The following is a 23012-nucleotide window of genomic DNA, read 5'->3' as shown; positions in this document are numbered from 1 at the left end:
CTAGACGCCCGCGAGGGTCATCTCGCCGATCAACACCGACGGCGTGCCGACGCTCGAGAAGAACCGGAGGTCGTCGCCGACCCCCGTGATGCCGGCCAGCATCTGCGGCAGCGTGGAGGCGATCGTCATCTCGCGGAGCGGCTCGCCGAGCCCCCCGCCCTCGATGCGCAGGCCGGTCGCGCCGACGCTGAACTCGCCCGAGATCGGATTCGCGCCCGAGTGCACCCCGGAGACCTCGGCGATCAGTACGCCACCCTCGGCCTGTCGGAGCAGCTCGTCGAACGTTGTCGAGCCGTTGTCGAGATAGAAGTTCGACGTGCCCACACCCGGCGACCCCTTGTACGAGCCGCGCTTGGCGTTGCCGGTCGATCGCTGGCCACCGCCCATGCGCGCCGCCGTGTAGGTGTCGTGGAGGAACCCGTTGAGCCTGCCCGCCGTGAACAGCTCGGTGCGTCCGCTCGGCACACCCTCGCCGTCGAAGGGCGCCGCGCCCGGACCGTCGAGGATCGTGCCGTCGTCGACGAGCGTGAAGAGCTCGGAGCCGACCTCGCGCCCCACCATCTCGGCGAACAGCGATCGACCCTTCAGCACGTTCTCGGCGTTGAGCGCGGCGGCAAGCACCCCCAAGAACTCCTCGGCCGCGAACTGGTCGAGCACGACGGGCACCTTGGCGGTCACCGGCTTCGTCGCGCCGAGCATGCGCACGGCCCGGTCGATCGCTTCGTCGGCGATCGCGTCGGGGCCGAGCTCGTCGAGCGCGCGGGCGATGCGGTAGGAGAACCCGGTCTGGGTCTCCTCGCCCTCGACGGCGAGGGTCACCGCGACGACCCACGCGTCGGTCCGCGCGTACTCGGCGTCGACCCCCGCGGTCGAGGCGATCGCGGCCCGTGAGACGGCGTCGCCAACCTGCGCGAGATCGACCTTCGTCACCCTGGGGTCGGTCGTGACGAGCCGGCGCTCGAGGTCGAGCGCCATCTGCACCTTGTCCGCGGTGGCCACCTCGGCGGAGTCCTCTCGGAACAGCGCGGGGATCGGTGTGATCGGCTCGGCCGAGGGAAGCACGTTGAACTCGTCGGGCTCGGTCAGGGCCGCGTTCTCCCGTGCCCTGGCGACCGCGGACCGCACCTCCTCGATCGACGGGTCCGCGGCGTACGCGTACCCGAGCCGGCCGTCGCGGATCAGGCGCACCCCGACGCCGCGCGACTCTGCGAACTCGAGGCCCTCGACCTCGCCGCGCAACGCCCTCGCCTCGGTCTGGCGCGACTCCTCGGCGTACGCCTCGACGGCCTCGTCGGCTTCGGCGGTCTCGACCGCCGCCCGAACGAGCTCGCCGAGATCAGCCACCGGTGCCTCCCACCGTGATCCTCGAGATTCGCAGCGTCGGCGATCCGCTGCCGACGGGCGCGCTCTGGCCGTCCTTGCCGCAGACCCCTTCCCAGGTGTCGAAATCGTCGGCCACGGCGTCGACCGCGCTCATGACTTCGATCGCGCGTCCGATCAGGTTCGCACCCCGTACCGGAGTCGTCGCCTCGCCCTGCTCGATCGTGTACCCCTCGCTGACGCCGAACACGAAGTCGCCGGTCGCCGGGTTCACCTGGCCGCCGCCGAGCGCGGTCACGTACACGCCGCTCGGCGTGTCGGCCAGGACCTGCTCGGGCGTCGCCGCGCCGTTGAGGATGTTCGTGTTGGTCATGCGCACGACCGGCGGCGACGCGTAGGACTGCCGGCGGCCGTTGCCGGTCGACTCGACGCCGTCCTTCTCGGCACGCAGCCGGTCGTAGAGGAACCCCTGCAGCACACCGTCGGTGAACAGCACGGTGCGTTGCGCCGGCGTGCCTTCGTCGTCGAAGGTGAACGAGCCCCAGCCATTGGGGATCGTCGCGTCGTCGACGCCGTCGATCAGCTCGCTCGCGCACTTCGTGCCGACGAGCCCTCGGTAGACGCTCGCTTCCTTGTCGATCGCGTCGGCCTCGAGCGGATGGCCCACCGCTTCGTGGAACAGCACGCCGCCCATGCCCGGTGCGAGCACGACGGTCATCTCCCCCGCCGGCGCCGGCACGGCGTCGAGCATCGTGACCGCGCGCTTGGCCGCGACCTCGGCGGTCGCGCGTGGCGTGTGCTCATCGACGAACTCCACGCCGGCACACGAGGCCGGTCCGTGGAACCCTGTCTGGATGTTGTCGCCCCGCTTGGCCACCACCTGCGAGACGATGCGGATGCGGGGGCGTTCCTCCTCGACCCAGCGACCGTCGCTCGTTGCGATCAGACGACGCTGCAGGGAGTCGCCGTAGACGCCGACGACCTGCACGACCTCGGGACTGAACGCACGCGCCGCGTCGTCGAGCTCGCGCAGCCACCCCACCTTGTCGGCCGCGGGGACCGTGCCGGCCGGGCGCTGCACCGCGTTCGTCAGCGGACCTTCGAGCGTCCGCAGGTCGAGCACCGACCCGGGCTCGCCCGCTCGCAGCGCCGCGCTGGCCGCGTCGGCAGCCTCGAGCAAGGCATCACGATCGAGCCGGTTCGAGTACGCGTAGCCGTAGCTCATGCCGTGGGTGACGCGCACCCCGGCGCCTCGATCGAGCCCGGTTGTGAGCTCCTCGACCTTGCCGTCGTCGAGGCGGATCGACGTGCTCGCCGTCTCCTCGACGAATACCTCGGCGAACGCGCCACCGCGCGCGCGGGCTGCGGTGAGCACTTCCTCAACGAGGGCGCGGTCGAGCATGGCGGCGATGCTAACAGGGGGTACAGTCAGCGCCCGGGGGGCGATGGGGGCATGCGGAACGCGACGACGATCGTGATGACGGCGCTCACGGTGCTCGCGGCGGGATGCGGTCGCGACGAGCCCACGGCCCTGCCCGATCCCCTCGAGACCGGGTCGCCGGTCGAGATCCCCGAGGCGACCACCCCGTCGATCGATCCCGAGGCCGAGACCGGCTTCACGGCCGGCACGGCATCGGTCTCGATCACCGGCGCCCTGAACCTCACCGAGAACTACCCGAACCTCGGGCTACCGGCGCTCTGGATGCCGCCGCCCGGCGAACTCGCGATACGGTGGCGAGGGCCGGAGCGCGAGCTCACGCTGATCGGTGCCTCGTTCACCGCCCAGCAGCCCACCTCGCCGGAGCGCGTGCTGACCTTCGCCGTGCGCGGCACCGACGGTCCGATCGCGTTCGTGTCCGACGCCGGCGAGTGCCTCGTGACGATCTCGCCCGCGCTGCCCGACGAGATGGGCGGAAGCTTCCTGTGCTCCGCGATCGCCGGCACCACCGAGGACGGCTCGACGGTGACGGTGAGCGCCCAGGGCACGTTCGCGGCGGAGTGACACCCACGAACACGTCCGATGCACGCCGTGGGCACGACGGCCGCCAGATCCACGACGCGAGGCCGCACGGGACGGACCTCGTCTGGCTCGCCGCGCTGACCGCGGTGCTGGTCGCCATCTTCGCGTGGCCGGGGCTCTTCCGCGGATGGGACTTCGGTCCCGGCCCCGACGAAACCGTCTATCTGTGGTGGACGCGCCTCGGCGCGGCGGAGGGCATCGCGCTCGTTGGCGCCAGGCCGGGCGTCGCCGCGCTGATCGCCGCCGTCGCGGGTGCGCTGAGCCTCCCGCTCGTGCCCGCACTCGCGGGGCTGCAACAGGCCCTGGGCGTCTCGATCGGGCTGGCCTCCGTGGCGCTCGTGCACGGACGGGCCCACGGTGGTCGCCCCGGTTGGACCCTCGCGGGCCTCATGGCCGGGGTCTTCGCCGTGCACCTCGCCGACGGCTACGTCGCGAATCTGGCGTTCACGGCGACGTTCCTCGCCGCGGCGGCGGCGCTCGCCCGGCGAACCCGGCTCGGTGTGATCGCGGCGGCGTTGTTGCTCGGCGGGGGCGGGCTCTCGCATCCGCAGTTCTTCCTCGCGGGCGCGGCGATCCTCGTCGCCGCGGCGGCCGTCGCGTGGGTGCTCGAACCCGAGCACGGCTGGCGCTCCGACGCCGGGCGGGTACTCGTGGCGCTCGCCGGTGGCGGCCTCGTCGTCGGCGCCGGACTGTTGTCGATGCTCCTCGGGCCGGCTCGGCTGTCGGTCGACACGTCGAAGGACGGCTTCCTCCGTCGAGCGGGGCTCGACGACGCGCTCACCCGCAACTACCTCCACCGGTTCCGCGAAAGCGTGCGACGGTTCGCGCCGTGGGTGACGCTGCCGCTGGCGGCGATCGGCACCCTGCAGGTGCACGGGTTCACCCGGCGGTTCCTGATCGCGTGGGCGGCGTTCACGGTCGTGGGCGTCCCCGTGGGCATCGCCACCGGGTGGTTCCCTCCCGAGCGCGTGATGACGTTCGGGTTCGCGCTGCCGATCCTCGCCGCGCAGGGCGTCACGTGGGTCTGGGAACGCACCGAGCCCCGGCGTTGGCTCACGGTCGCCTCCACGGTGGTCCTCCTCGGGCTGTTCGCGCTGCCGGCGCTGGACACCCAGCGTTCACAGCACCCGTACATGACCCGCGAGGACCTCGCCTCGGCGACCCTGGTCGGCAGGATCGCCGAGACGCTGCCGACCGACACGCCGCTCGTCATCGTGGTGGACGACCCCGATCGGTTCGTGACGTTCAACGCCACGAACGTCGCGAACATCGCGCGTGCCGCCGTGCCGGCCGACCGCGCCGACGACGTGTACGTCTACGTGGGCGCGTTGGACGACCTCGAGGCGGACCGCCCGACCGAGCGGGGCGAGGAGGAGTACGACGCGCTGTCGCGGATCACACTCGCCGACATCCCCGAGGGGGAGCGAGCGATCTTCGTCGCCCCCGAGTGGAACGTCGACCCTTCCCCGCTCATCGACGACCGGCTCGTGACCTGGCACGCGGCGGCGGTTGGCGCCGATCCGGCCGAGGGTGCGGAGGTTCGTTCGTCGGTGCCCGATCCCCGCCCGCTGCCGGCGGGCGACGGCGAGCTGGCGCCGTCGTCCCCCTTCGCGATCGCGCTCGCCGGGCCGGCAGTGCTCGCGCTCCTCTGGGTCGTCGGCGCCGGATGGGCCCGGTGGGCGTTCGACGATCGGGTCGCGGTGGCGGCGTCGGCCCCGGCGTTCGGCGTCGCCGCGCTCACGGTCGCCGCGCTGGCCCTCGAGCGCCTGGGCGTGCCCCTCGACGGGTGGTGGGGGCCGGCCCTGGCCTCAGTGCTCGCCGCCCTCGGCGGGTATGCGCTCCGGATCGTGCAGGGGACGGCGGTCCACGATCCGACGTCGCAGGTCGACGAGGCACCAGATCACGAGCACGAGCATGGCGGGCGTCACGATCCAGTGTCCGACCCATAGGTTCACGGCGAACGCGTCGGGGTAGCGCAACGGCTCGGTCGACCACTGGGCGAGGGCGAGCGCCGCTCCCGCCGCGATCACCGTCGACCTCGGCGGCCTCGGCAACAGCCACGCCAGCGGCAACACCCACGCCACGTACCAGGGGAGCAGCACGGGCGCGAGCAGCATCAGGGCCACGAGCGACCATCCCATCGCTGCCCCCACGGCCTCGATCGGCTCGCGATCGACCGCCCGGCGAGCGACGTCGCGGGCGAGCCGTATGAACGTCACCACCAGCACGACGGCGAACACCACTCGGGCGAGCCAGCCGAGGGTGCCGAAGCTGAGCCAACCGAACACCTTCCGTACCAAGACCGACGGCGCGAGCCACCCCTCGTGTCCGGCGAGCTCGAGCATGCCGAGGGTCGGGTCCTCGGCCTGCAGGTACGGCACGGCGAAGACGAGGCCGACCGCGATCGCCAGGCCCACGTGGGTCGCCGCCGTGCGCCCTCGCTGACCTCGTGGCGATCGCGCGACGCACCAGACGATCACGAGGACGAGGGGCAGCGCGACGGACGCCTTGATCAGCGCGCCGAGCGCGAGCAGCGCGACGGCGGCGAGACTCCGGCCGCGCACCAGCAGCAGGAACCCCAAGGAGATCGCGAGCGCGACGAGCACGTCGTTGTGACCGCTCGCCACCGCATGGAACAGCACGGCGGGGTTCAGCCCGAAGGCCGCGACCGCGAACGCGGCCCGGCCGGGTCGCACGCGGAGCGCGGTCGCCGCGATCACGGCGATCGTGGCCACGCTCGCGAGCCCAGCCAGCCACCGGTAGGCGTCGATCTGGTCGGCCGGAGCGTCGAAGGTGCGGGCGATGCCGCGGGAGATCGTCGTGAAGACGGGCCCGTACACCGCGGGGGTGTCGACCCACTTCGGTCCCACCAACGGCCAGAGCTCGTCGCCACCGAACTCCACCGGCGTGTGCACGTACGGGTTCTCTCCGTAGACGGCTGCAATGCGTCCGTAGAACGCGTAGGAGTAGACGTCGCGCGAGAAGAGCAGCGGCGCCAACGCGACCACGACGACGTTGGCGATGACGGCGAGCACCACGACCGTGCGCAGCCGCACCGTGCCCCGCCACGTTTCACGCAGCAGCACGAGGAACCCGGCGACCGCGAGGGCCGCGGCGAGCACACCGGCCGCGATGAGCCACGAACCGGTCAGCCGGTCGAGGCCGGCGGCGGTCGCCAACGCCGTGAGCGGCCCGCTCGGCTCGGCGCCGGCGGGCAGCACCGGCTGGAACGGCGACCCCGGCGCAGCAGCGACGAACGCGCAGACCAGGAAGCCGGCGACCGCGAGCACGATCGCACGGGTCGCGCCACGCGACGACGCCTCGGGGGAGCGTGCGTCGGGACGAGGCGAGCCGGACGGGGCCGCACCGGGACGCTGCACGGCGCCGACGGTATCACCGCACCGGGCTGGTCCGGGCCCCCGTTCTCCCCGGGCTCCTGGACCGTTCGAAGCGACCGAAGATCGCCACCAGCCCGAAGAGGATCAGCCCCGGCACCGCCACCCAGACGACACGCTCGAGCCACCACCTCGCCGTGCTGTCCTGCTCGTGGCCGAGACCGAGCGGCCACAGCAGCAACACGGCGAGCAAGAACGCCGTCATGTGCCAGAGGAACAACGTCATGATCACGCTGTTCACCACGATCGTGGCCCGCCAGACCGGCGCTCGCTGGAGCCATCGGGTGAGGGATGGTCGCAACAGCATCGCCGCCCCGATCGTCCACACGCCACCGAGCAGGAAGCACAGCGTCGGCGGGAAGGCGTTGGACACGCGTTCCACGTCGGTGCCGAGCAGACTCTTCGGGTAGTGCCCGATGCCCGGGAACCAGTCGAACCGCACGTCTCCGAACGGACGGAACAGGTCGGGGGTGGTGAGCACGACCAGGCCACCGAGACCGGCCACCACCATCGCCCAGAACGCACGGCGGGGCCAGCGCAGCATCGAGCCGTCGCCGTACGCGTGGCCGAGCTGGTGCGGCAGGAGCAGCACGAACACCACGTTGACCCATCGGGCGAGCGAGACCCCGCCGACGAAACCGACCAGGTCGGCCACCACGGCGCCGAGCAGCATCGCGGCCGGCACCCACAGGCCGAACCGCTCGTGCAGGCGGATCGTCACCGGCGCCACCGCCACGACCACGAGGTAGACCGCCAGGAACCACAGCGGGCCGAAGGGCACCGTCGCACCCGGCGGCAGCATGCCGCGGAGCAGGGTCACGTCGCCCCAAAGCCGCGGACCGCTCGGCGCCCCGATCTCCAACAGGTGCATCGCGCCCATCACGACCGCCCACACGCCGAGGAACACCAGCGACGGCCGGAGCAGCCGGTCGAGACGGCTCCGCACGAACGCGCCGCTGTGCTCGCCGCGACGCATGAACGCCTGGTACGCGACGTAGTTTGAGAAGCCGCCCACGAAGAAGAAGACCGGCATCACCTGCAGGAACCAGGTCGCGAGCCAGAGGAACGACGTCGTGCCGACCGCGCTGTGCGTGCCGATCACGCCGTCCTGCCAGTAGATCAGCCCGATCAACCAGTGGCCGACCACGACGGCGATGATGCTGGCAGCACGCAGGAAGTCGACGACGCGGTCGCGCGAGGCGGGCGTCGTCGCGACCAGTTCGTCGATCTGCGCGCCCATCCCGCGATACTGCGATACTCGCCGGGTGAGTTCGAGCAACGACGCGACCGGATCCGGCCCCTGGCCCGAGCCCGACGAGGCCGATGCACGGGCCGAGGCGGAGCGACTCGGCGCCCGTGCGGCGGCGGTCACCGCCGATCTCGACGCGGCCGGCGACCGCGCGGTCGATCATCTCGACGACATCGACGACCACGTCGAGGCCTGGGACCGGCGCACCGACCCCCAGGGCTCCAGGGGTGTCTCTCTCGGGGTGGCGGGTCTGAGCGTCGCGTACCTGCTGATCCTGCCCGTGCTGCTCGCGATCGGCATCTACACCTACGTCACCGTCTACGCGATCGTGAAGGCGGTCGACGCGGGTCCGGACTCGGCCGACGCCGGGGTGGTGCTGCTCGGGGTCGTGGGGCTCGTGACCCTCTTCATCGTGCTGCTCGGCGGCGGCCTGTGGGCGATCGGCCGCGCCGCGGATCCGAAGAAACGCCCGAAGTACTGACACGGCCTTCGACAGAGGAAGGGCCGAGCCGACGGCCCGGCCCTTCCGGTCGTGACGTTCGGTCAGACGGCCACCGGACGACGAGGGACCGGCTCGACCGGCGTCGACGGGGGGATCGTCGGGACGGTCGGAGGCGTCGGTGCCGCCTCGGGCTCGACGAACCGTCCTTCCTTGCAGTCACGCCACTTCATGTACACGTACACCGGGATGCCGAGCATCAAGAGCATGAAGCCCTTGAACACGATGTCTGATCCGGCACCCGCGATCGTCCACACGGAGTAGGCGAACGCCAGCAGCGCGATGCCGCCATCGATCGCGAGCCGACGGCCCGCGAACCGGGCACGGTCGGCGAACAGCAGGTACATCTGCGCGGCCGCCGAGTACGCATACGGGATCAGCGTGGTCAGGGTCGCCAGCAGCAGGATGAACGTGAACTGGTCCACGAGAGACTTCGTGTAGTTCATCAGCATGAGCCCGGTCAACAGCAACGAGCTCACGACCAGTCCGAAGACCGGCGTGCCGGTCCGCCCCGACACCCTCGCGAACCGCTCGGGGAACAGCCCGTCGCGGGCTGCGGCGAGCGGCACACGTCCCGTGAGCAGGATCCAGCCGTTCAGGCACCCGAAGATGCTGACCAGCGCGACCATGGCGACCGCGTCGTCCCAATAGCCGGCACCGCCGAAGATCGCGGTGGCTGCGGCTGCGAACGGGCTCGCCGAATCCTGCAGCGTGGTGACGGGGATCACGCCCATGATCGCGACGGTCGCCAGGATGTAGACGAGGGTAGTCGCGATCGTGCCGATCACGGTCGCCCGCGGGATGTTCCGCTCGGGGTTCGCCACCTCCTCGGCCGGCACGGTGGCCGACTCGAGACCGATGAACGCCCACAGCGTCAGCGTGGCCGCAACCGTCACACCGCCCAGCAGGCCGTCGCCCATGCCCATCCCGTTCGGGGCGAAGGCGGTGTAGTTGCCGCCTTCGACGAAGAAGATCCCGATCAGGCCGATCGCGAGCAGCGGGACGAACTTGAGCACCGTGGTCACGGCCTGCACCCAGCCGGACTCGCGGACGCCTAGGACGTTGACGAGCGTGAGCAACCAGACCAGGCCGATCCCGACGAGCGCGCCGTAGATCGCGGTCTCGGAGAGCGCCGGGAAGAAGAAGGCGAGGTAGCCGACGAAGGCGATCGCGAGTACCGCGTTGCCCGCCCATGCCGCGATCCAGTAGCCCCACGCCGTCTGGAACCCGATGAAGTCACCGAACGCGCGTCTGGCGTAGACGTACGGGCCTCCCGTGCGTGGATACGCCCGGCCGAGGTTCGCGAACACCAACGCCAGAACGATGGCGCCGACCCCCGTGAAGACCCATGCGAGCAGTGAGCCCGCGCCATTCGTCACGCTCACCCCCGCCAACGCGGACGGCAGCGTGAACACCCCTGAACCGATCATGTTCCCGACCACCAGGGCCACGGCCATGAACAATCCCAAGCGGCGGAGTCTCCTCGTTCGACCGGCCGTCGTGACGCCGGTCGGAGCCTGCGTCGTCTGCATCTCCCTCACCCCTTCCGAGCTAGGGAAACCGATCCACCCTCACGCTACGTTCGCCCGAACATCCGGCACTGGGCAGCCGGGCCCGCCGCGTGCGGGACCACCGGACGGCCGCTTCACCCACCGCGGTACGCTGGTTCGATGCGCATCGCCTTCGTCTCCACGTGGCCCTCACGGCGCTGCGGCATCGCCACGTTCACGAGCGACCTGATCGAGGCCGTGCACGCCGCCGACGAGTCGGTCGTCTGCGAGGTCGCGGCGATCGACGAGCGGAACTCCGTGCGTGCCTACGGGCCCGAGGTCCGTTGGCGCATCCGGCAGGGCTCGCCCGACGGCTACGTGGCGGCGGCCCGGGCGATCGGCGGCTCCGACGCCGACGTCGTCTGCGTGCAGCACGAGTTCGGCCTGTACGGGCTCTGGAAGGACGAGGCGTGGGAGGGCGACACGTGGATCGAGGGCACGTACATCGACCACCTCACACCGTTCCTGCAGGAGGTCGGGAAGCCGGTGGTCGTGGCGATGCACACCGTGCTGCCCGAGCCCAGCGACGCGGTGCGCGACGCCGTCCGGTCGATCTCGGCGAACGCCGACCACCTGATCGTGATGGCCGAGACCGCCGTCGACATCCTGCGCGAGGTCTACGGGGTCACGACACCCACGACGGTGATCCAGCACGGTATGCCGCACATCGAGCCGCGCGGCCGGCGCAAACTGAAGGAGAAACTGGGCCTCGCGGGCCGACAGATCGTGGCGACGTTCGGCCTCGTGGGCCCGGGCAAAGGCCTCGAATACGTGGTCGAGGCGATGCCGTGGGTCGTGCAACACCACCCCGACGCGCTCTACCTGATCGCCGGCCAGACCCATCCCGAGCTCCTGCGTCATCACGGCGAGGAGTACCGGAACAAGCTCACGGCGATGATCGAGAGCCTCGGACTCGACGACAACGTGGCGTTCCTGAACCAGTACCTGCGGCAGAAGGACATCATCGAGCTGCTGCTCGCGACCGACATCTACGTCACGCCCTACCTCGATCCGAACCAGATCACGAGCGGCACGCTGAGCTACGCGCTCGGCGCCGGCAAGGCGGTCGTCTCGACTCCGTACCTGCACGCCGAGGAGGCGCTCGCCGACGAGCGCGGACTGCTCGTGGACTTCCGCGATCCCGACCAGCTCTCGACGGCGATCAATTCGATCCTCGACGACCACGAGATGAAGTCGCGGCTCGAGCACAACGCGTACGCCTACGCGAACGAGTTCACCTGGCCCAAGACCGGCGCCCGGTTCATCGAGGTCATGCGCGACGTGGAAGCGTCGACACCGGCGAAGCGTCAGACGCAGGCGAGGCCCGGTGAGTGGGTGGCCGTGCCGATCGGCGCCCGCTTGGCCTCCAACCCGCTGATCACACCCGCCGACGTGACGCCGTCGCAGCCAGGTATGGAGGTGATCTCGACGATCAACGCGGGCGCCGCCCGTGTCGGCGACGAGGTCGTGCTGCTGCTGCGCGTCGCGGAACGCCCGAGCAGCGACGGCGACCTGCCCGACGGCGCTCGACTCGTCGACCTGCGCGGCGATCATCCGACGCTCAAGCCCATGCCCGATGGACTCGACCTCAGCGACCTGATCGGCATGCCGTTCTTCGACACGTCGGGTGATGTTCCGCGCATCGTGCTCGGATACGTGCGCCGCGATGAACCCGGTGTCGACCTCGACGATCCCCGAACGATCCGCTACCGCGATCTCGCCGACGGCCACCTGGGCGACGACGGCACGACCGACTACCTCACGCACACGTCGCACCTGCGGGTCGCCCGCAGTGCCGACGGAGAGCGCTTCGAGGTCGACCCCGCCCCCTCGGTGCTGCCGGTGTCCGAGCTCGAGGCCTACGGCGTCGAGGATCCACGCGTCACCGAGATCGACGGTGTCTTCCACGTCACGTACGTCTCCGTGAGCCGGCTCGGCATCACGACGAGCGCGCTGCGCACCACCGACTTCCGCACGTTCGACCGTCGCGGGGTGATGCTGCTCCCCGATCAGAAGGATGTCGTGCTCTTCCCCGAGCGGGTGCATGATCGCTACCTGGCGTTCACGCGCCCGATGCCCGGATCGTTCAGCCGCGTGTTGGGTATCTGGCTCGCCGAGTCGCCCGACCTCACGCACTGGGGGAAGCATCGCCCGGTCGCATTGCCCAGGCCGGACATGTGGGACGAAGCGAGGATCGGCGCGAGCCTCACGCCGTTCCGCGTCGACGGTGGGTGGCTCGAGGTCTACCACGGGGCTGACCGCACGAACCGGTACGGCATGGGCGCGATGCTGCTCGACGCCGACGACCCTTCGAGGGTCCTGGCTCGCTCGTCGCACCCGTTGCTCGGCCCGGAGCTCGACTACGAGCGCTCGGGGTTCCTGCACGACGTGGTGTTCCCGAGCGGGCATGTGATGCTCGAGGAGGGCCGTATCCGCGTGTACTACGGCGCAGCCGACTCGAGCCTGGCGGCCGCGGACTTCTCGGTGTCCGACATCCTCGCCCACCTCGATCCGTGCTGAGGCAGCTCGCCCGGCTCACCCGCCCGCTGCCGGCGGCCGGGCAAAGTGCATTGGCGCTCGCCGTGTACACCGACCCCGCGGGCGAGCTCGTCGTTGCCAAAGAATCGGGGTTCGAGGGTGTCGCCTGTGTCGACGACGCGGCGCGCGTGCTCGACGTGCTCTGCGACGTCTGGGTGCGCACCCATGACTCCGAGGTGAAACGGTGGGCCCGCGGTCTGCTCGAGTTCGTGCTGTGGATGCAGGGCGACGACGGTCGCTGGTGGAACTTCGTCTACGACTGGTCGGGCACGCGCAACGAGAACGGCGTGACATCGTCGACGGGTGAGAACTTCTGGCACGCGCGGGCCTTGCTTGGCGTCAGCCATGCGTGGCTCACGTTCGGAGATCAGCGGGCGCTCGAGGCGATGCATCGGGGGCTCGACCATGCCGTCACCCTGCCGGCGCCGGCCGACGTCCGTGCGCTGCACGTGCTCGTGGGCCTCCGACTGCTCGAGGAAGGCTCGATCCCTGGCATCGCCCCCGCCCTGCATCGTTGGGCTGAGGAGATCGCCGACCGGCGCGTCGGCGACGTGCTCATGAACAATCCCGACGAACGCGGCGAGCCGCATCTGTGGGCGCACGTGCAGGAGGGGGTGCTCGCCGACGCGGGCCAGGTGCTCGGCGACGAGACGCTGGTCGACGTTGCGCGCGCGAGCGCGAAGGCGTTGCTCGCTCCCATCGTCCGAAGCGGTTTCCACCGTCCGAGCGTGACCCCCTACGACGTCGCGTGCACGGTGTTCTCCCTCGATCGCCTCTCGCGGATCGGCGACGGTGAGTGGTCTGAACTCGCCATGTTGGCTCGCTCCTGGTTCGACCAGGTCGACCGGAGCGGCCGACCCGTGTACGACCGGGAAGCCGGCAGGGTCGCCGACGGCGTGGACGAGGGACGGGTGAGCGAGAACTCCGGCGCCGAGGCCAACCTGGTGGCTGCCGAGGCCCTCTTCGAGGATGCACTCGGGTCCGTGCCGGCGGCCGTCACTCTGCTGCCGCGTCCCGCGAACGGATGATACGTACGTAGTCCTCAAGGACCGGCTACGCAGACGCCGATACGCCGACCATGAACGTGTCCAAGCGGTTCCTCACCCTGCTTCTGTCCGTGATCGTGCTCGCGCTCCTGGCCTCCGTGAGTCTTGCAGGACCCGGCTCGTTCGGAAGAGCAGACGGTGAGCGTGACGACGTCGTCGTCACCGATGACGGAGAGGGTTGCGACGACGGGACCACCGACGAGGGTGACGGGACCACCGACGAGGGTGACGGATGCGAGTCGGACGACGGTGACGACTCCGAGGGAGAGACCGACGCGGGTGAGCATGCGGAGGAGGGCGATGACGAAGCCGCCGAGCGGGAGGCAGCATGCCTCGACGCGGCCGGCATCGACTCATCCGAAGGAACGATCGAGGAGGACGGCGAGGCGAGGGAGGCGCACGGTCTCGACAACGCGATCGAGCACGTCCTCGCGAACTGCCTGAAGAATCCGCAAGCGCCGGGTCTGCTCAACGCTCTCCAGCGGCTCGCCGACAACCGCGAGCGCCACGGGGCGCACGAGGAGTGGAAGGCCGAGCAGCAAGCGGCCAAGGACGCGCGCAAGGCCGAGCAGCAAGCGGCCAAGGACGCGCGCAAGGCCGAGAAGGACGCCAGCACCTCGGGTCACGGCAAGGGGCTCGGCGGTGCCGGCGGGCACGGGAACCCCCACGACGGCGGTTCCCAGGGGAACGGCCACCACTGAGGCCGATCCGGGAACGGCGACGGGCCCCATGCGGGCGCGGCCCGTCGCCGTTCCGTTCTCCTTCCCGAAGGTCGGTCGGTCAGCCCGGCCGGTTCGCGTGTTCCAGGCGGAGCTGACCGCAGGCCGCGTCGATGCGCCGACCGCGCGTGTCGCGCACGGTGACGTTCACACCGCCGGCATCCAGCACGCGCACGAACGACTCGATGCGTCGCGGTCCGCTCGGGCGACTCGGCCAGCCAGGGGTCGGGTTCAAGGGGATCAGGTTCACGTGGGCGCGCAACCGGTACGCGATCGACGCGAGCTTACCGGCCTGTTCGTCGGCATCGTTGACGCCGCCGATCATCGCCCACTCGATCGACGGCCGGCGACGCGTGCGATCGCGCCACGCTGCGATCGCGGCTTCCAGCTGCGCGAGCGGATATAGGCGGTTGGGCGGTACGAGCTCGTTCCGGAGCTCGTCGTCCGCCGCATGCAGGCTCACCGCGAGGCCCACCTGCGGGTGGTCCATGCCCAGACGCTCGATCCCCGGCACGAGCCCTACCGTCGACACCGTGATGTGGCGAGCGCCGAGCCGCATGCCACGCGGCTCCATCAGCCGCGCGACGGCGTTGCGCACCGGCCGATAGTTCGCCATCGGTTCGCCCATGCCCATGAACACCACGTTCGTGAGCCGCTGCGGGGTCGAGTCGGGAAGATGAGCAGCCTCACGCCGGGCCCACACGACCTGCGCCGCGATCTCGCCGGCGGTGAGGTTCGACTCCAGGCCCATCTGCCCGGTCGCGCAGAACCCGCAACCCATCGCACACCCCACCTGCGACGAGACGCACACGGTCACCCGGTCGCGGTAGCCCATCAGCACCGCCTCGATCACGTGCCCGGCGGCACCGAGGCGAAGCAGCGCCTTCCTCGTCGCGCCGCGGTCGGCGGTGCGCTCGTCGAGCACCTCGACGAGGAGCGGAAGCTCGGCGGCCAGGCGCTCCCGGAGCGCGGGCGAGACATCGGTCATCTCGTCGTACCGTGCGGCCCGCTTCCACAGCTGGGAGTACACCTGCGCGCCTCGGAACGCCGGCTCGCCCCACGCGGTGAGACGCTCGGTCAATCCATCGATCGTCAGGTCATAGACGGTCATCCGCCGAGCGTACGGCACCCGCGAGCCGATCCACCCGCGTGTCGAGGGAGGCGTGCTCGACGCGTCCCGGCTAGGCTGCGGCCGTGCCGACCGCGTTGATCCGAGCCTTCCCGATCACCCGGCCCTTGGACCTGCGTCGCACGATGATGCCCCTTCGGCGTGGCACCGGCGACCCGACGATGCGGGTGGGAGAAGACGAGGTCTGGCGAGCGACGCGTATGCCTGAGGGACCCGCCACGCTCCACCTCACGAGGCAGGGCGACCGCCTGATCGCGGAAGCCTGGGGTCCCGGCGCCGACGCCGCCCTCGAGCAGGCGCCCGGCTGGTCGGGACTCCTCGACGACGATCAGGCGTTCCGCGCGCATCACCCGCTGGTCGCGGACCTGCACCGTCGCCTGCGGGGCGTGCGACTCACTCGAACCGCGCACCCGAGCGAGGCGCTGATCCCCGCCGTGCTGGAGCAGAAGGTGACCGGGCTCCAGGCCCGACGCGCCTACCGGCGACTCGCCCTCTCGCTCGGCGCGCCTGCTCCGGGGCCGGCCGATCTCGTGATGCCGCCCGATCCAGACGCGGTCGCGAGCCTCCCGTCGTTCCGCCTCCATCCGTTCGGCGTCGAGCGCCGCCGGGCCGAACGCCTGATCGGGCTCTGTCGCCGGGCGGTGCAGATCGACGCCCTCGTTGCGGTTCCACCCTCGACCGCGCGCGAACACCTCGAGACGTTCCCGGGTATCGGACCCTGGACCGCGGCCGAGGTGGCGCGCCTCGCGCTCGGCGACGCCGACGCCGTCTCGGTCGGCGACTACCACCTCCCCAACGTCGTGACGTGGGCGTTGGCTCGGGAACCGCGTGGCGACGACGCGCGCATGCTGGAGCTGCTCGCGCCGTACGCAGGCCAACGTGGACGGGTGCAGATGCTCCTCGAGGCGGCCGGCATCGAGGCACCGAAGTTCGGACCGCGCTCCGACGTCCGGTCGATCGATCGCATCTGAGCGCGACGATCCCAACGACGTGACTCGACCAGGAGGAGGACTGACCCCGCCGGCCAATCTCCTGCCCGACGTCTCGTGGTGCTATCCGTGTACCGAGCTTCATCGTGAGACCTCGGACGACGCCGGGCGACGGCGCCGCTAGGGTTGGTGGAATGGATGGCAACTCCCTGGTGGCCTTCGTTCGCTACCACGCCTGGGCGAACGATCGGATCCTGACGACCGCCGCCGATCTATCCGACGACGAGCTCCGGAAGGAAGGTGTGCTCGACCACGGGAGCGCCTTTCAGACCATCCGTCATCTCGTCGACGTCGACTGGAGCTGGCGCGAGTTCTGCATCGGCAACGACGTGGGCGAGACGTACGTGTGGGACCATGGGTTCACCCTCGAGGACCTCAGCGCCCTGCACGCGTTCTGCCTCGAGGAGGACGTGCGGCTCCGTAGGTTCGTCGAGTCGCTCGACGACGAAGCGCTGGCCGAGCCCTGGGGCACTGATTCTCGCTTCATGAGGCCACGGTGGCTCGTGGTCGCCCACATCATGAGCCATGGAACGCAGCACCGAAGCGAGCTTGCCCGGTACTTCACCGAATGCGGGCACTCCCCGGGCGATCTCGACAACCTCCTCGACGCGTTCGACCTCCCCTGGCCGGACACCACCGATACGCCGGGCACGTGACCACAGGTGGCGGAGGAACTCCCCATCCTCCCGACGCCGGGGGACGCACCATCGCTCGCGAGCATCTCGCTACCCTCTCACCGTGAGACACGACCGGGAGACGCGGGCTGGGGGGATCGTTGTCAGGCCGACCAGCGAGGCCGACCTCCCAGGCATCATCTCCGGGATCGCTTCGCGGACCCCGGAGCAACACCGCCGACGCCTCGACGACCACGAGCGCGGGACCGGCTTCACTGAGCTGATCGCATGGCGCGACGGGGTCGCCGTGGGCTTCGTGGGCCTCGGCTTCCACGACGACTCGAGCCCCGAGGAATTGATGGAGTCACGCGGGTACGCCCTGGTGACCGACCTCCACGTCGAGGTCCCGCACCGCCGTCAGGGAGCAGGAAGGGCACTGATGCTCACGCTCGAGGACGTCGCGAGAGAAGCGGGCGCCGCCGGCGTGATCCTCGACGCCGCGACGAGCGAGTCATTCGCCGCCGCCCGCGCTCTGTACCGCTCGCTCGGATACGCAGATCAGGGCGGGCCGTACCTCGGCGGATGGAGCGACCCGGACGTCCCGGGCCGACACCTCGTCGATGAGCTCAGGGTCTGGCTGAAGCCATTCTCGGCCGGACACGACCGGCGGGCCGGCGGCACGCGACATCGAGACCGAGGTACTGTCGCCACGTGACCTCAGGCTCCTCCTCGACGTCTCGAGTTCGCGTCGCGAACCAAGTGCGTGGTATGGCCGGACGAGCCTCCCTGAGAATGCTCCCCATGTCACCAGAAGAGAACAAGGCGATGTTGCGTCGCATGATCCACGAGGTCATCGTCGGAGGCGACCTCGAGCTCATGGATCAGTTGGTGGCTCCCGACTTCATCAACCACAACGTGGTGGGCACTGGCGAGACCAGCCAGGCCCTGGGCGTCGAGAACTTCCGACAGGAGATCCTGGCTCTCCGCTCCGCTCTGACAGACCTCGCCATCGATGAGGTACACGTACTCGCGGACGGGGACTACGTCATCGCACATGTTCGAGGTCGAGGACCCCACACCGGGGAGTTCGGGGGCGTCCCTCCGACAGGCAAGTAGATGTGGCGTCGATGTCCATCGTCCGTTTCGAGAACGGGAAGTTCGCGGAGCGTTGGAACCTGGTTGACCGATACGGACTGCTGCAACAATTGGGCGACTTCCCCCCACCGTAGGGGGCTTTCGGGCTGCGTAACGGGAACCGTCCGGGGCAGAGGCTTGTGCGTTCGAGAGAGCCTACGTGCGGAGAGCAGGCCACCCGGAGCCTCGGGAGCAGACCGGCTACGCTGGCCAAAGTGGTTCATCGATTGCTTCTGGACGTCTCGAGCCTCGCCTATCGCGCGTACTTCGCCCTGAAGGATTCCGTGCGCGCGCCCGACGGGCGGCCGATGGGAGCGGTGCACGGGTACCTCGGCATGGTCACGCGGCTGATCGTTTCCCGCAGGCCCGACTCGGTGGTGCACGTCTACGACCACGACTGGCGACCGACGGCGCGCACGCTGCTGTACGAGGGTTACAAGGCCGACCGGCCGCCCGAGCCCGAGGACCTCACGCCTCAGTTCGTGTTGCTTCGCGGAATGCTCGAAGCGACCGGCGCGACGCAGGCCCACTCACCCGACTGGGAAGCCGAGGATGCGATCGGGGCGTTGTGTGCCCGCGGCCGGGAAGCGGACCGGTACGAGATCGTCAGCGGTGACCGCGACCTGCTGCAGCTCGTGCACGATCCCGACGTTCGACTGCTCTACACCCTGAGAGGAGTGAGCGAGCTCCGCGAGTTCGACGAGGAGACGGTCTTGAAGACCTACGGGGTGCCGGCGTCGCGCTACGCGGAGTTCGCGATCCTGCGAGGCGATCCGTCGGACGGGTTGCCGGGCGTGCGAGGGGTGGGCGAGAAGACCGCCCGCGCGCTCGTGCAGGCCTACCCCGACCTCGACGCGATGCTCGCCGACGCGGCGAGTGACCGTCCGGCAGCCGGCCCGTTGAAGGGTTCACCGGCACTGCGTTCCCGCTTGCTTGACGCCGCCGAGTACCTCGATGCGATGCGTCGCCTCGTGCCGATCAAGTCGGATGCTCCGCTCGAGGTGTGGAACGGCGATCGCGACGACGCGGTCGCGAACGAGCTCGCCGAGGTCAACGGTCTGCGCGGTCCCGTGCAACGGCTCCGTGCGGCCCTCGCGGGCCCCGTCGGCGGCGCAGGAGCGACGACGGGACCCACCTGACTCGCGCTCAGGTACCGACGCCTGCGCTCGGGTCCAGCTTGTCGCCCTTCTTCCGCGCCGCTGCGTCGGCCAAGCGGGAGCGCAGGCTGCGCACCGGTGCTGTATCGCCGTCGGCGTTCCCGGCCTCGAACGCCTCGCCGGGCTCGGCGAACGCGACCTCACCGTCGGGGGCGGACACCGATCCCCCATCGAGCTCGGCGGCTCGCCGCTCCGCGTCGCGCATGCGCCCGGCCATCTCGACCTGTGCGCGTCGCAGCTGCTGCACCTCACGCCGCAGGTCGTTGAGCTCGTCCCCGCTCCCCTCGGAGGCCCCGCCCTGCGCCGAGGCGGGGTCCGCGGAACCCTTGGCGCGACGCACGGCGTCCACCGCCTCGGCCCGGGCGCGTTCGATCGCCGCGCGTGCCTCGTCCCTCGCGGCGGCGATCTCGGCGTCGGCCCGCTCCTCGGCCAGCTCCGCCCGCCGGGCGGCGTCCGCGGCCTCGGCCTTGTACGCCTGCGCCGACGCCGTGGCCTCGGCCACGCGGATCTCGAGCTGCTGGAGGGTCTGCTCGACGTCGGAGGCGTGCACGGCGGCCGCGGTCTCCGTCGCGGACTCGGCCGCCCGCTCGGCATCCTGGGCCCGCGCCTCCGCTTCACGCAGGGCCTGCTCCATCTCTTGGGACCGGGCGGCGCTCTGGGAGGCCCGCTCCTCGGCGGCGCGCACGCGCCCTTCGGCCTCGGCGAGGGACGCCTCGAGGTCGGCCAGCCGGGCGCGGATCTCGGCACGGTCGGCCTCCATGCGCTCGCGCGCCTCGGCGGTGGCGGCGTCGATCTCGGCCTGCGCGGCCCGGGTGTCGACCGACGCGGCCTGCGCCTCGATCCTGGCTGCCTGCGCCTCGTTCCGAGCCTCGTCGACCTCGGCCCTCGCGCCCGCGAGGTCGGCGGCAGCCGTCGCGCGGATCTCGTCGATCTCTCGCTGCGCTTGCAGCCGGGCTATGTCGAGCTCGGCTGCGGCCTGTGCCCGCAGCAGCTCATGCTCCGCAGACGCCTGGCTCCGGGCCGCTTCCACGTCGTCGCCGGCCCGCTCATCGGCCGCGGCCAACGCCGCCTCGAGCTCCGCGATGCGACCGCTGCTCGTCGTCAGCTCCTCCTCGAGCTCCTCGCGCCGGCGGTCGTGCGACGCCACGGCGGACGCGGCCTCCTCGCGCTCGGCGACGGCCGAGCGTTCCGCCTCCTCGAGCTGCGCCCGCATCCCCTCGATCTGGCCCGCGAGTTCCTCGTTGCGCGTCTGCTCGCGGTGGACCTCGACCTGGTGCTCGGCGAGCTCGGTCGCGGTAGCCTGCGCCGTCATCTCGGCGTCGGAAGCACGGGCCGCGGCCCAGTCCAGGCGCGACTCGAGGTCGGACACCCGGGCGCGGTCGCGCTCCGCCTCGACACGCGTGGTCTCGAGCTCGGCCTCGAGCTCCGCCACCGACGCTTTGGCGGTGAGGAGCTCGCCCTCGAGCTGGCCGACCAGTCGTTCGGCGTTGCTGCCGCTGGCGACCGCGTGTTCCAGGTGCGCCTCCGTCTTCGCGGCGCGGGCATCGGCCTCCGCCGCGCGAGATTCCGCCTCCGCGACACGCGTCTCGGCTTCGGCCACCCGCGACTCGGCCTCCGCCGCCCGTGACTCGTTCTCGGTCGCCCTCGCCTCGACCTCGCTCGTCCTCGTCTCGGCCTCGAGCGCTCGCGATTCCATGTCGCTCGCCCTCGCCGTCGCCTCGTCGGCGCGCGCTCGCGCCTCCCGCACCGCCGTCGCCGCTTCCTTCGCGGCCCGCTCCCGCTCCGTCGAGGTCTCGCGCTCCGCCAGGAGCTCGGCCTCCAGCACGGCGATGCGTTCGTCCCTGGCTGCCGCATCCCTCGCCGCGCCGGCGAGCCTCTCGTCGGCACCCGCGACACGCTCCTCGGCGTCGGAGAGCCGGGCCGCGAGCTCGGCGACCTTGGTCGTCGCCTCGGCCGCGCGAGCCTCCGCCTCCCGGAGACCCGCCTCGGCCCCGGCGGCCCTCGACTCGATCTCCGTGTGCCCGGTCTCGAGTTCGGCGATCCGACGTTCCCCTTGGTCGGCCAGGCGCCGGGCGTCCTCGAATCGTGCGTCGGCTTCTCGGGCTCGCCGCTCGGCCTCGTCCGCGCGCGTCTCGGCGCCGACGACTTTGGAACGCTCGGTCGCTGCCAGCTCGCGCGCCTCAGCGGCCTCACGCTCAGCCGTCGCCGCGCGCCGTTCGGCATCGGCCACCGCGGACTGATCGACGGACTCGGCCCGGCCCGCGGCGGCGAGCCGTCCCTCCGCGTCGTCCGCGCGTTGCTCGGCGGTCGCGGCCCTGCGTTCGGTAACAGTGATCTCCGCCCGCAGGGCAGCGACCTCACCCTCAGAGGCTCGGCCCTCGTCGGCGCCGGCCTGGGCGAGGCGAAGTCCGTCCGCAAGCTCCGCCGCGCGGGCGTTCGCTTCCTCGGTCGCCCGCCGCGCGTCGGCCAGGGCCTGGCTCCTCGCCCCCAGCTCGCGTTCCAGCGTCTCGAAGCGCTCCCCGGTCGCGCCGTCTGGCACGGCGAGGGAATCGGCGGCCCGCAGTCGGCCACGCAGCTCGTCGACCTCACGCTCCGCCTCCTCGAGACGGCGCGCCGTCTCAGGATCGGGCCTCGGGGCGACGGTCACGGCGGCCCGGGACCGGAGGCGATCCATCTCGGCCTCCGCATTCTCGAGACCGGTCTCCGCCCGCGTGGCCCGTGCCCGCGCCTCACGCTCTCTCGCCTCTGCCTCGCGGGCTCGCTGTTCGATCTCCTGCGCGTGTTGCTCGGCGACCTTCGCACGCTCCTCGGCCCTGTTGACGGTCTCGTCGGCCCTGGCCCTCTGCTTGGCGAGGGCGATCTCCCGGCTCGGCGAGATGAAGCCACCGGTTCGCGATCCCGCGCCCGGCAGCCACGCCACGACGACGAGCAGCAGCGTCACCCCTGCGCCCAGGAGCCCGATCGTGCGCACCAGCGACCAGGGAGAGGCAGCGCTCGTGACGATGCGCTCGTATCCCTGATCCACCTCGACCGCGCCGAGCGCCCCGTCCTGTCCGAAGCGAAGGGGCACGAAGGTCGAGAACACCTGCCCGTCCTCGGTCGTGATCGAGTTGAGCCTCCCGCTCCCGCGGGTGGCGGCGTAGACGGCATCGAGGTCGCTGCTCACGGCGTCCGGCTCGTCGGCCGCGTCGGTCGTGAAGAGCAGATCGCCCGATGGGGACCACACACGCACGCGGAACGCCGTGCCGTCCGCCAGCACTCCGCGCCGGAGCCTGGCGAGCAGGTCGCCGGCGACCGCTCCGTCGACCGTGTCCTCGACGTCCTCGGCAACCAGTACGGACGCGACCCCCGCGTTCGCGAGACCCTTCGCCGTGACCTGGGCCTGCGACTCAGCCTGCTCGAGCGCTCGCGATCCGAAGACCGTGGCGCCCGCCACGAGCGCGAGGCAGACCAACGCGAGGGTGACGAACGTCCGTCGCCCCCTGCGGATCGCATTCAACGTGCGGTCACCACTCACGCTCGGAGAACCTCGCCACCTTCACGCTCGCCAGAACCTGTCCCCCTCCCATCGGCCTACGGCGTCGCACTCCTGAGCACCGGCGGAAGATTCGCCGAAGGACGAGGTTCGTTGCGACGACACCCCCGGCCACCTA

Annotated in this window: 18 protein-coding genes; 12 read left to right on the top strand and 6 right to left on the bottom strand. The window is 71.0% G+C overall.

The window, feature by feature from the left end:
- Window positions 1-1344, bottom strand: a complete 1344-nt coding sequence (locus tag VFI59_05230; GenBank protein ID HET6713098.1) for a TldD/PmbA family protein — start codon at window positions 1342-1344, stop codon at window positions 1-3.
- Complete coding sequence (locus VFI59_05225) at window positions 1337-2722, bottom strand: TldD/PmbA family protein (GenBank protein ID HET6713097.1); 1386 nt, start codon at window positions 2720-2722, stop codon at window positions 1337-1339. Before VFI59_05225 ends, VFI59_05230 begins: the two co-directional genes overlap by 8 nt.
- A 51-nt stretch (window positions 2723-2773) precedes the next feature.
- Here VFI59_05225 and VFI59_05220 point away from each other — a divergent pair, with 51 nt between their 5' ends.
- Both VFI59_05220 and VFI59_05215 read left to right on the top strand, forming a co-directional pair.
- On the top strand, window positions 2774-3322 hold the full coding sequence (locus tag VFI59_05220) for a hypothetical protein (protein HET6713096.1): 549 nt from the start codon (window positions 2774-2776) through the stop codon (window positions 3320-3322).
- The gene (locus VFI59_05215; GenBank protein HET6713095.1) at window positions 3319-5289 is read left to right on the top strand and encodes a hypothetical protein; all 1971 of its coding nucleotides are present in this window, start codon (window positions 3319-3321) and stop codon (window positions 5287-5289) included. Before VFI59_05220 ends, VFI59_05215 begins: the two co-directional genes overlap by 4 nt.
- Window positions 5290-6733: 1444 nt before the next feature.
- Here VFI59_05215 and VFI59_05210 read toward each other — a convergent pair.
- The gene (locus tag VFI59_05210) at window positions 6734-7975 is read right to left on the bottom strand and encodes an acyltransferase (GenBank protein HET6713094.1); all 1242 of its coding nucleotides are present in this window, start codon (window positions 7973-7975) and stop codon (window positions 6734-6736) included.
- A gap of 25 nt (window positions 7976-8000) precedes the next feature.
- Here VFI59_05210 and VFI59_05205 point away from each other — a divergent pair, with 25 nt between their 5' ends.
- Window positions 8001-8465, top strand: coding sequence for a hypothetical protein (locus VFI59_05205; protein HET6713093.1), 465 nt, complete (start codon window positions 8001-8003; stop codon window positions 8463-8465).
- 62 nt (window positions 8466-8527) lie between these two features.
- Here the strand turns inward: VFI59_05205 and VFI59_05200 are convergent, their stop codons facing one another.
- Complete coding sequence (locus VFI59_05200; GenBank protein HET6713092.1) at window positions 8528-10015, bottom strand: amino acid permease; 1488 nt, start codon at window positions 10013-10015, stop codon at window positions 8528-8530.
- Window positions 10016-10153: 138 nt separating this feature from the next.
- Between VFI59_05200 and VFI59_05195 the strand changes: the two genes are divergently transcribed.
- From VFI59_05195 to VFI59_05185, 3 genes are read left to right on the top strand one after another with little or no spacing between them, the layout of a single operon-like run.
- Window positions 10154-12553, top strand: coding sequence for a glycosyltransferase (locus tag VFI59_05195; protein ID HET6713091.1), 2400 nt, complete (start codon window positions 10154-10156; stop codon window positions 12551-12553).
- A complete protein-coding gene (locus tag VFI59_05190) occupies window positions 12547-13599 on the top strand; it encodes a hypothetical protein (GenBank protein ID HET6713090.1) in 1053 nt (350 codons plus the stop codon). The genes VFI59_05195 and VFI59_05190 overlap by 7 nt, the downstream gene beginning before the upstream one ends.
- Window positions 13600-13649: 50 nt before the next feature.
- On the top strand, window positions 13650-14318 hold the full coding sequence (locus tag VFI59_05185; protein HET6713089.1) for a hypothetical protein: 669 nt from the start codon (window positions 13650-13652) through the stop codon (window positions 14316-14318).
- Window positions 14319-14397: 79 nt separating this feature from the next.
- Here the strand turns inward: VFI59_05185 and rlmN are convergent, their stop codons facing one another.
- Complete coding sequence (gene rlmN / locus VFI59_05180) at window positions 14398-15447, bottom strand: 23S rRNA (adenine(2503)-C(2))-methyltransferase RlmN (GenBank protein ID HET6713088.1); 1050 nt, start codon at window positions 15445-15447, stop codon at window positions 14398-14400.
- A gap of 83 nt (window positions 15448-15530) precedes the next feature.
- Between rlmN and VFI59_05175 the strand changes: the two genes are divergently transcribed.
- The 6 genes from VFI59_05175 to VFI59_05150 all read left to right on the top strand — a co-directional run bounded on the left by VFI59_05175 (window position 15531) and on the right by VFI59_05150 (window position 19341).
- Entirely contained in the window at window positions 15531-16436 is a 906-nt protein-coding gene (locus VFI59_05175; GenBank protein ID HET6713087.1) for a DNA-3-methyladenine glycosylase 2 family protein, read from the top strand.
- Between the two features lie 152 nt (window positions 16437-16588).
- Entirely contained in the window at window positions 16589-17110 is a 522-nt protein-coding gene (locus tag VFI59_05170) for a DinB family protein (GenBank protein ID HET6713086.1), read from the top strand.
- An 82-nt stretch (window positions 17111-17192) separates the two neighbouring features.
- Window positions 17193-17783 (top strand): GNAT family N-acetyltransferase, encoded by a 591-nt coding sequence (locus VFI59_05165; protein HET6713085.1) that lies wholly within the window; start codon window positions 17193-17195, stop codon window positions 17781-17783.
- A gap of 86 nt (window positions 17784-17869) precedes the next feature.
- Window positions 17870-18184, top strand: coding sequence for an ester cyclase (locus VFI59_05160; protein ID HET6713084.1), 315 nt, complete (start codon window positions 17870-17872; stop codon window positions 18182-18184).
- An 11-nt stretch (window positions 18185-18195) separates the two neighbouring features.
- Window positions 18196-18297, top strand: coding sequence for a hypothetical protein (locus tag VFI59_05155; protein HET6713083.1), 102 nt, complete (start codon window positions 18196-18198; stop codon window positions 18295-18297).
- A gap of 120 nt (window positions 18298-18417) precedes the next feature.
- Entirely contained in the window at window positions 18418-19341 is a 924-nt protein-coding gene (locus VFI59_05150) for a 5'-3' exonuclease (protein HET6713082.1), read from the top strand.
- A 7-nt stretch (window positions 19342-19348) separates the two neighbouring features.
- On the opposite strand, the gene VFI59_05145 is transcribed toward VFI59_05150, so the two are convergent.
- On the bottom strand, window positions 19349-22876 hold the full coding sequence (locus tag VFI59_05145) for a hypothetical protein (protein ID HET6713081.1): 3528 nt from the start codon (window positions 22874-22876) through the stop codon (window positions 19349-19351).
- Between the last annotated feature and the right edge of the window lie 136 nt (window positions 22877-23012).

The sequence above is a fragment of the Actinomycetota bacterium genome (genome assembly GCA_035697485.1).
In the GTDB taxonomy this organism is placed as follows: Bacteria; Actinomycetota; UBA4738; order UBA4738; family HRBIN12; genus JAOUEA01.
Note: the sequence above shows the minus strand (reverse complement) of the source record. Positions and strands in the feature narration are given on the sequence as shown.

What these genes read in the sequence shown, in the direction of transcription:
- VFI59_05195 (HET6713091.1), top strand. Translation starts at nt 10,154, where the DNA reads ATGCGCATCGCCTTCGTCTCCACGTGGCCCTCACGGCGCTGCGGCATC.
- VFI59_05210 (HET6713094.1), bottom strand. Translation starts at nt 7,975, where the DNA reads ATGGGCGCGCAGATCGACGAACTGGTCGCGACGACGCCCGCCTCGCGC.
- VFI59_05225 (HET6713097.1), bottom strand. Translation starts at nt 2,722, where the DNA reads ATGCTCGACCGCGCCCTCGTTGAGGAAGTGCTCACCGCAGCCCGCGCG.
- VFI59_05170 (HET6713086.1), top strand. Translation starts at nt 16,589, where the DNA reads ATGGATGGCAACTCCCTGGTGGCCTTCGTTCGCTACCACGCCTGGGCG.
- VFI59_05155 (HET6713083.1), top strand. Translation starts at nt 18,196, where the DNA reads ATGTCCATCGTCCGTTTCGAGAACGGGAAGTTCGCGGAGCGTTGGAAC.
- VFI59_05185 (HET6713089.1), top strand. Translation starts at nt 13,650, where the DNA reads ATGAACGTGTCCAAGCGGTTCCTCACCCTGCTTCTGTCCGTGATCGTG.
- rlmN (HET6713088.1), bottom strand. Translation starts at nt 15,447, where the DNA reads ATGACCGTCTATGACCTGACGATCGATGGATTGACCGAGCGTCTCACC.
- VFI59_05200 (HET6713092.1), bottom strand. Translation starts at nt 10,015, where the DNA reads ATGCAGACGACGCAGGCTCCGACCGGCGTCACGACGGCCGGTCGAACG.
- VFI59_05220 (HET6713096.1), top strand. Translation starts at nt 2,774, where the DNA reads ATGCGGAACGCGACGACGATCGTGATGACGGCGCTCACGGTGCTCGCG.
- VFI59_05160 (HET6713084.1), top strand. Translation starts at nt 17,870, where the DNA reads ATGTCACCAGAAGAGAACAAGGCGATGTTGCGTCGCATGATCCACGAG.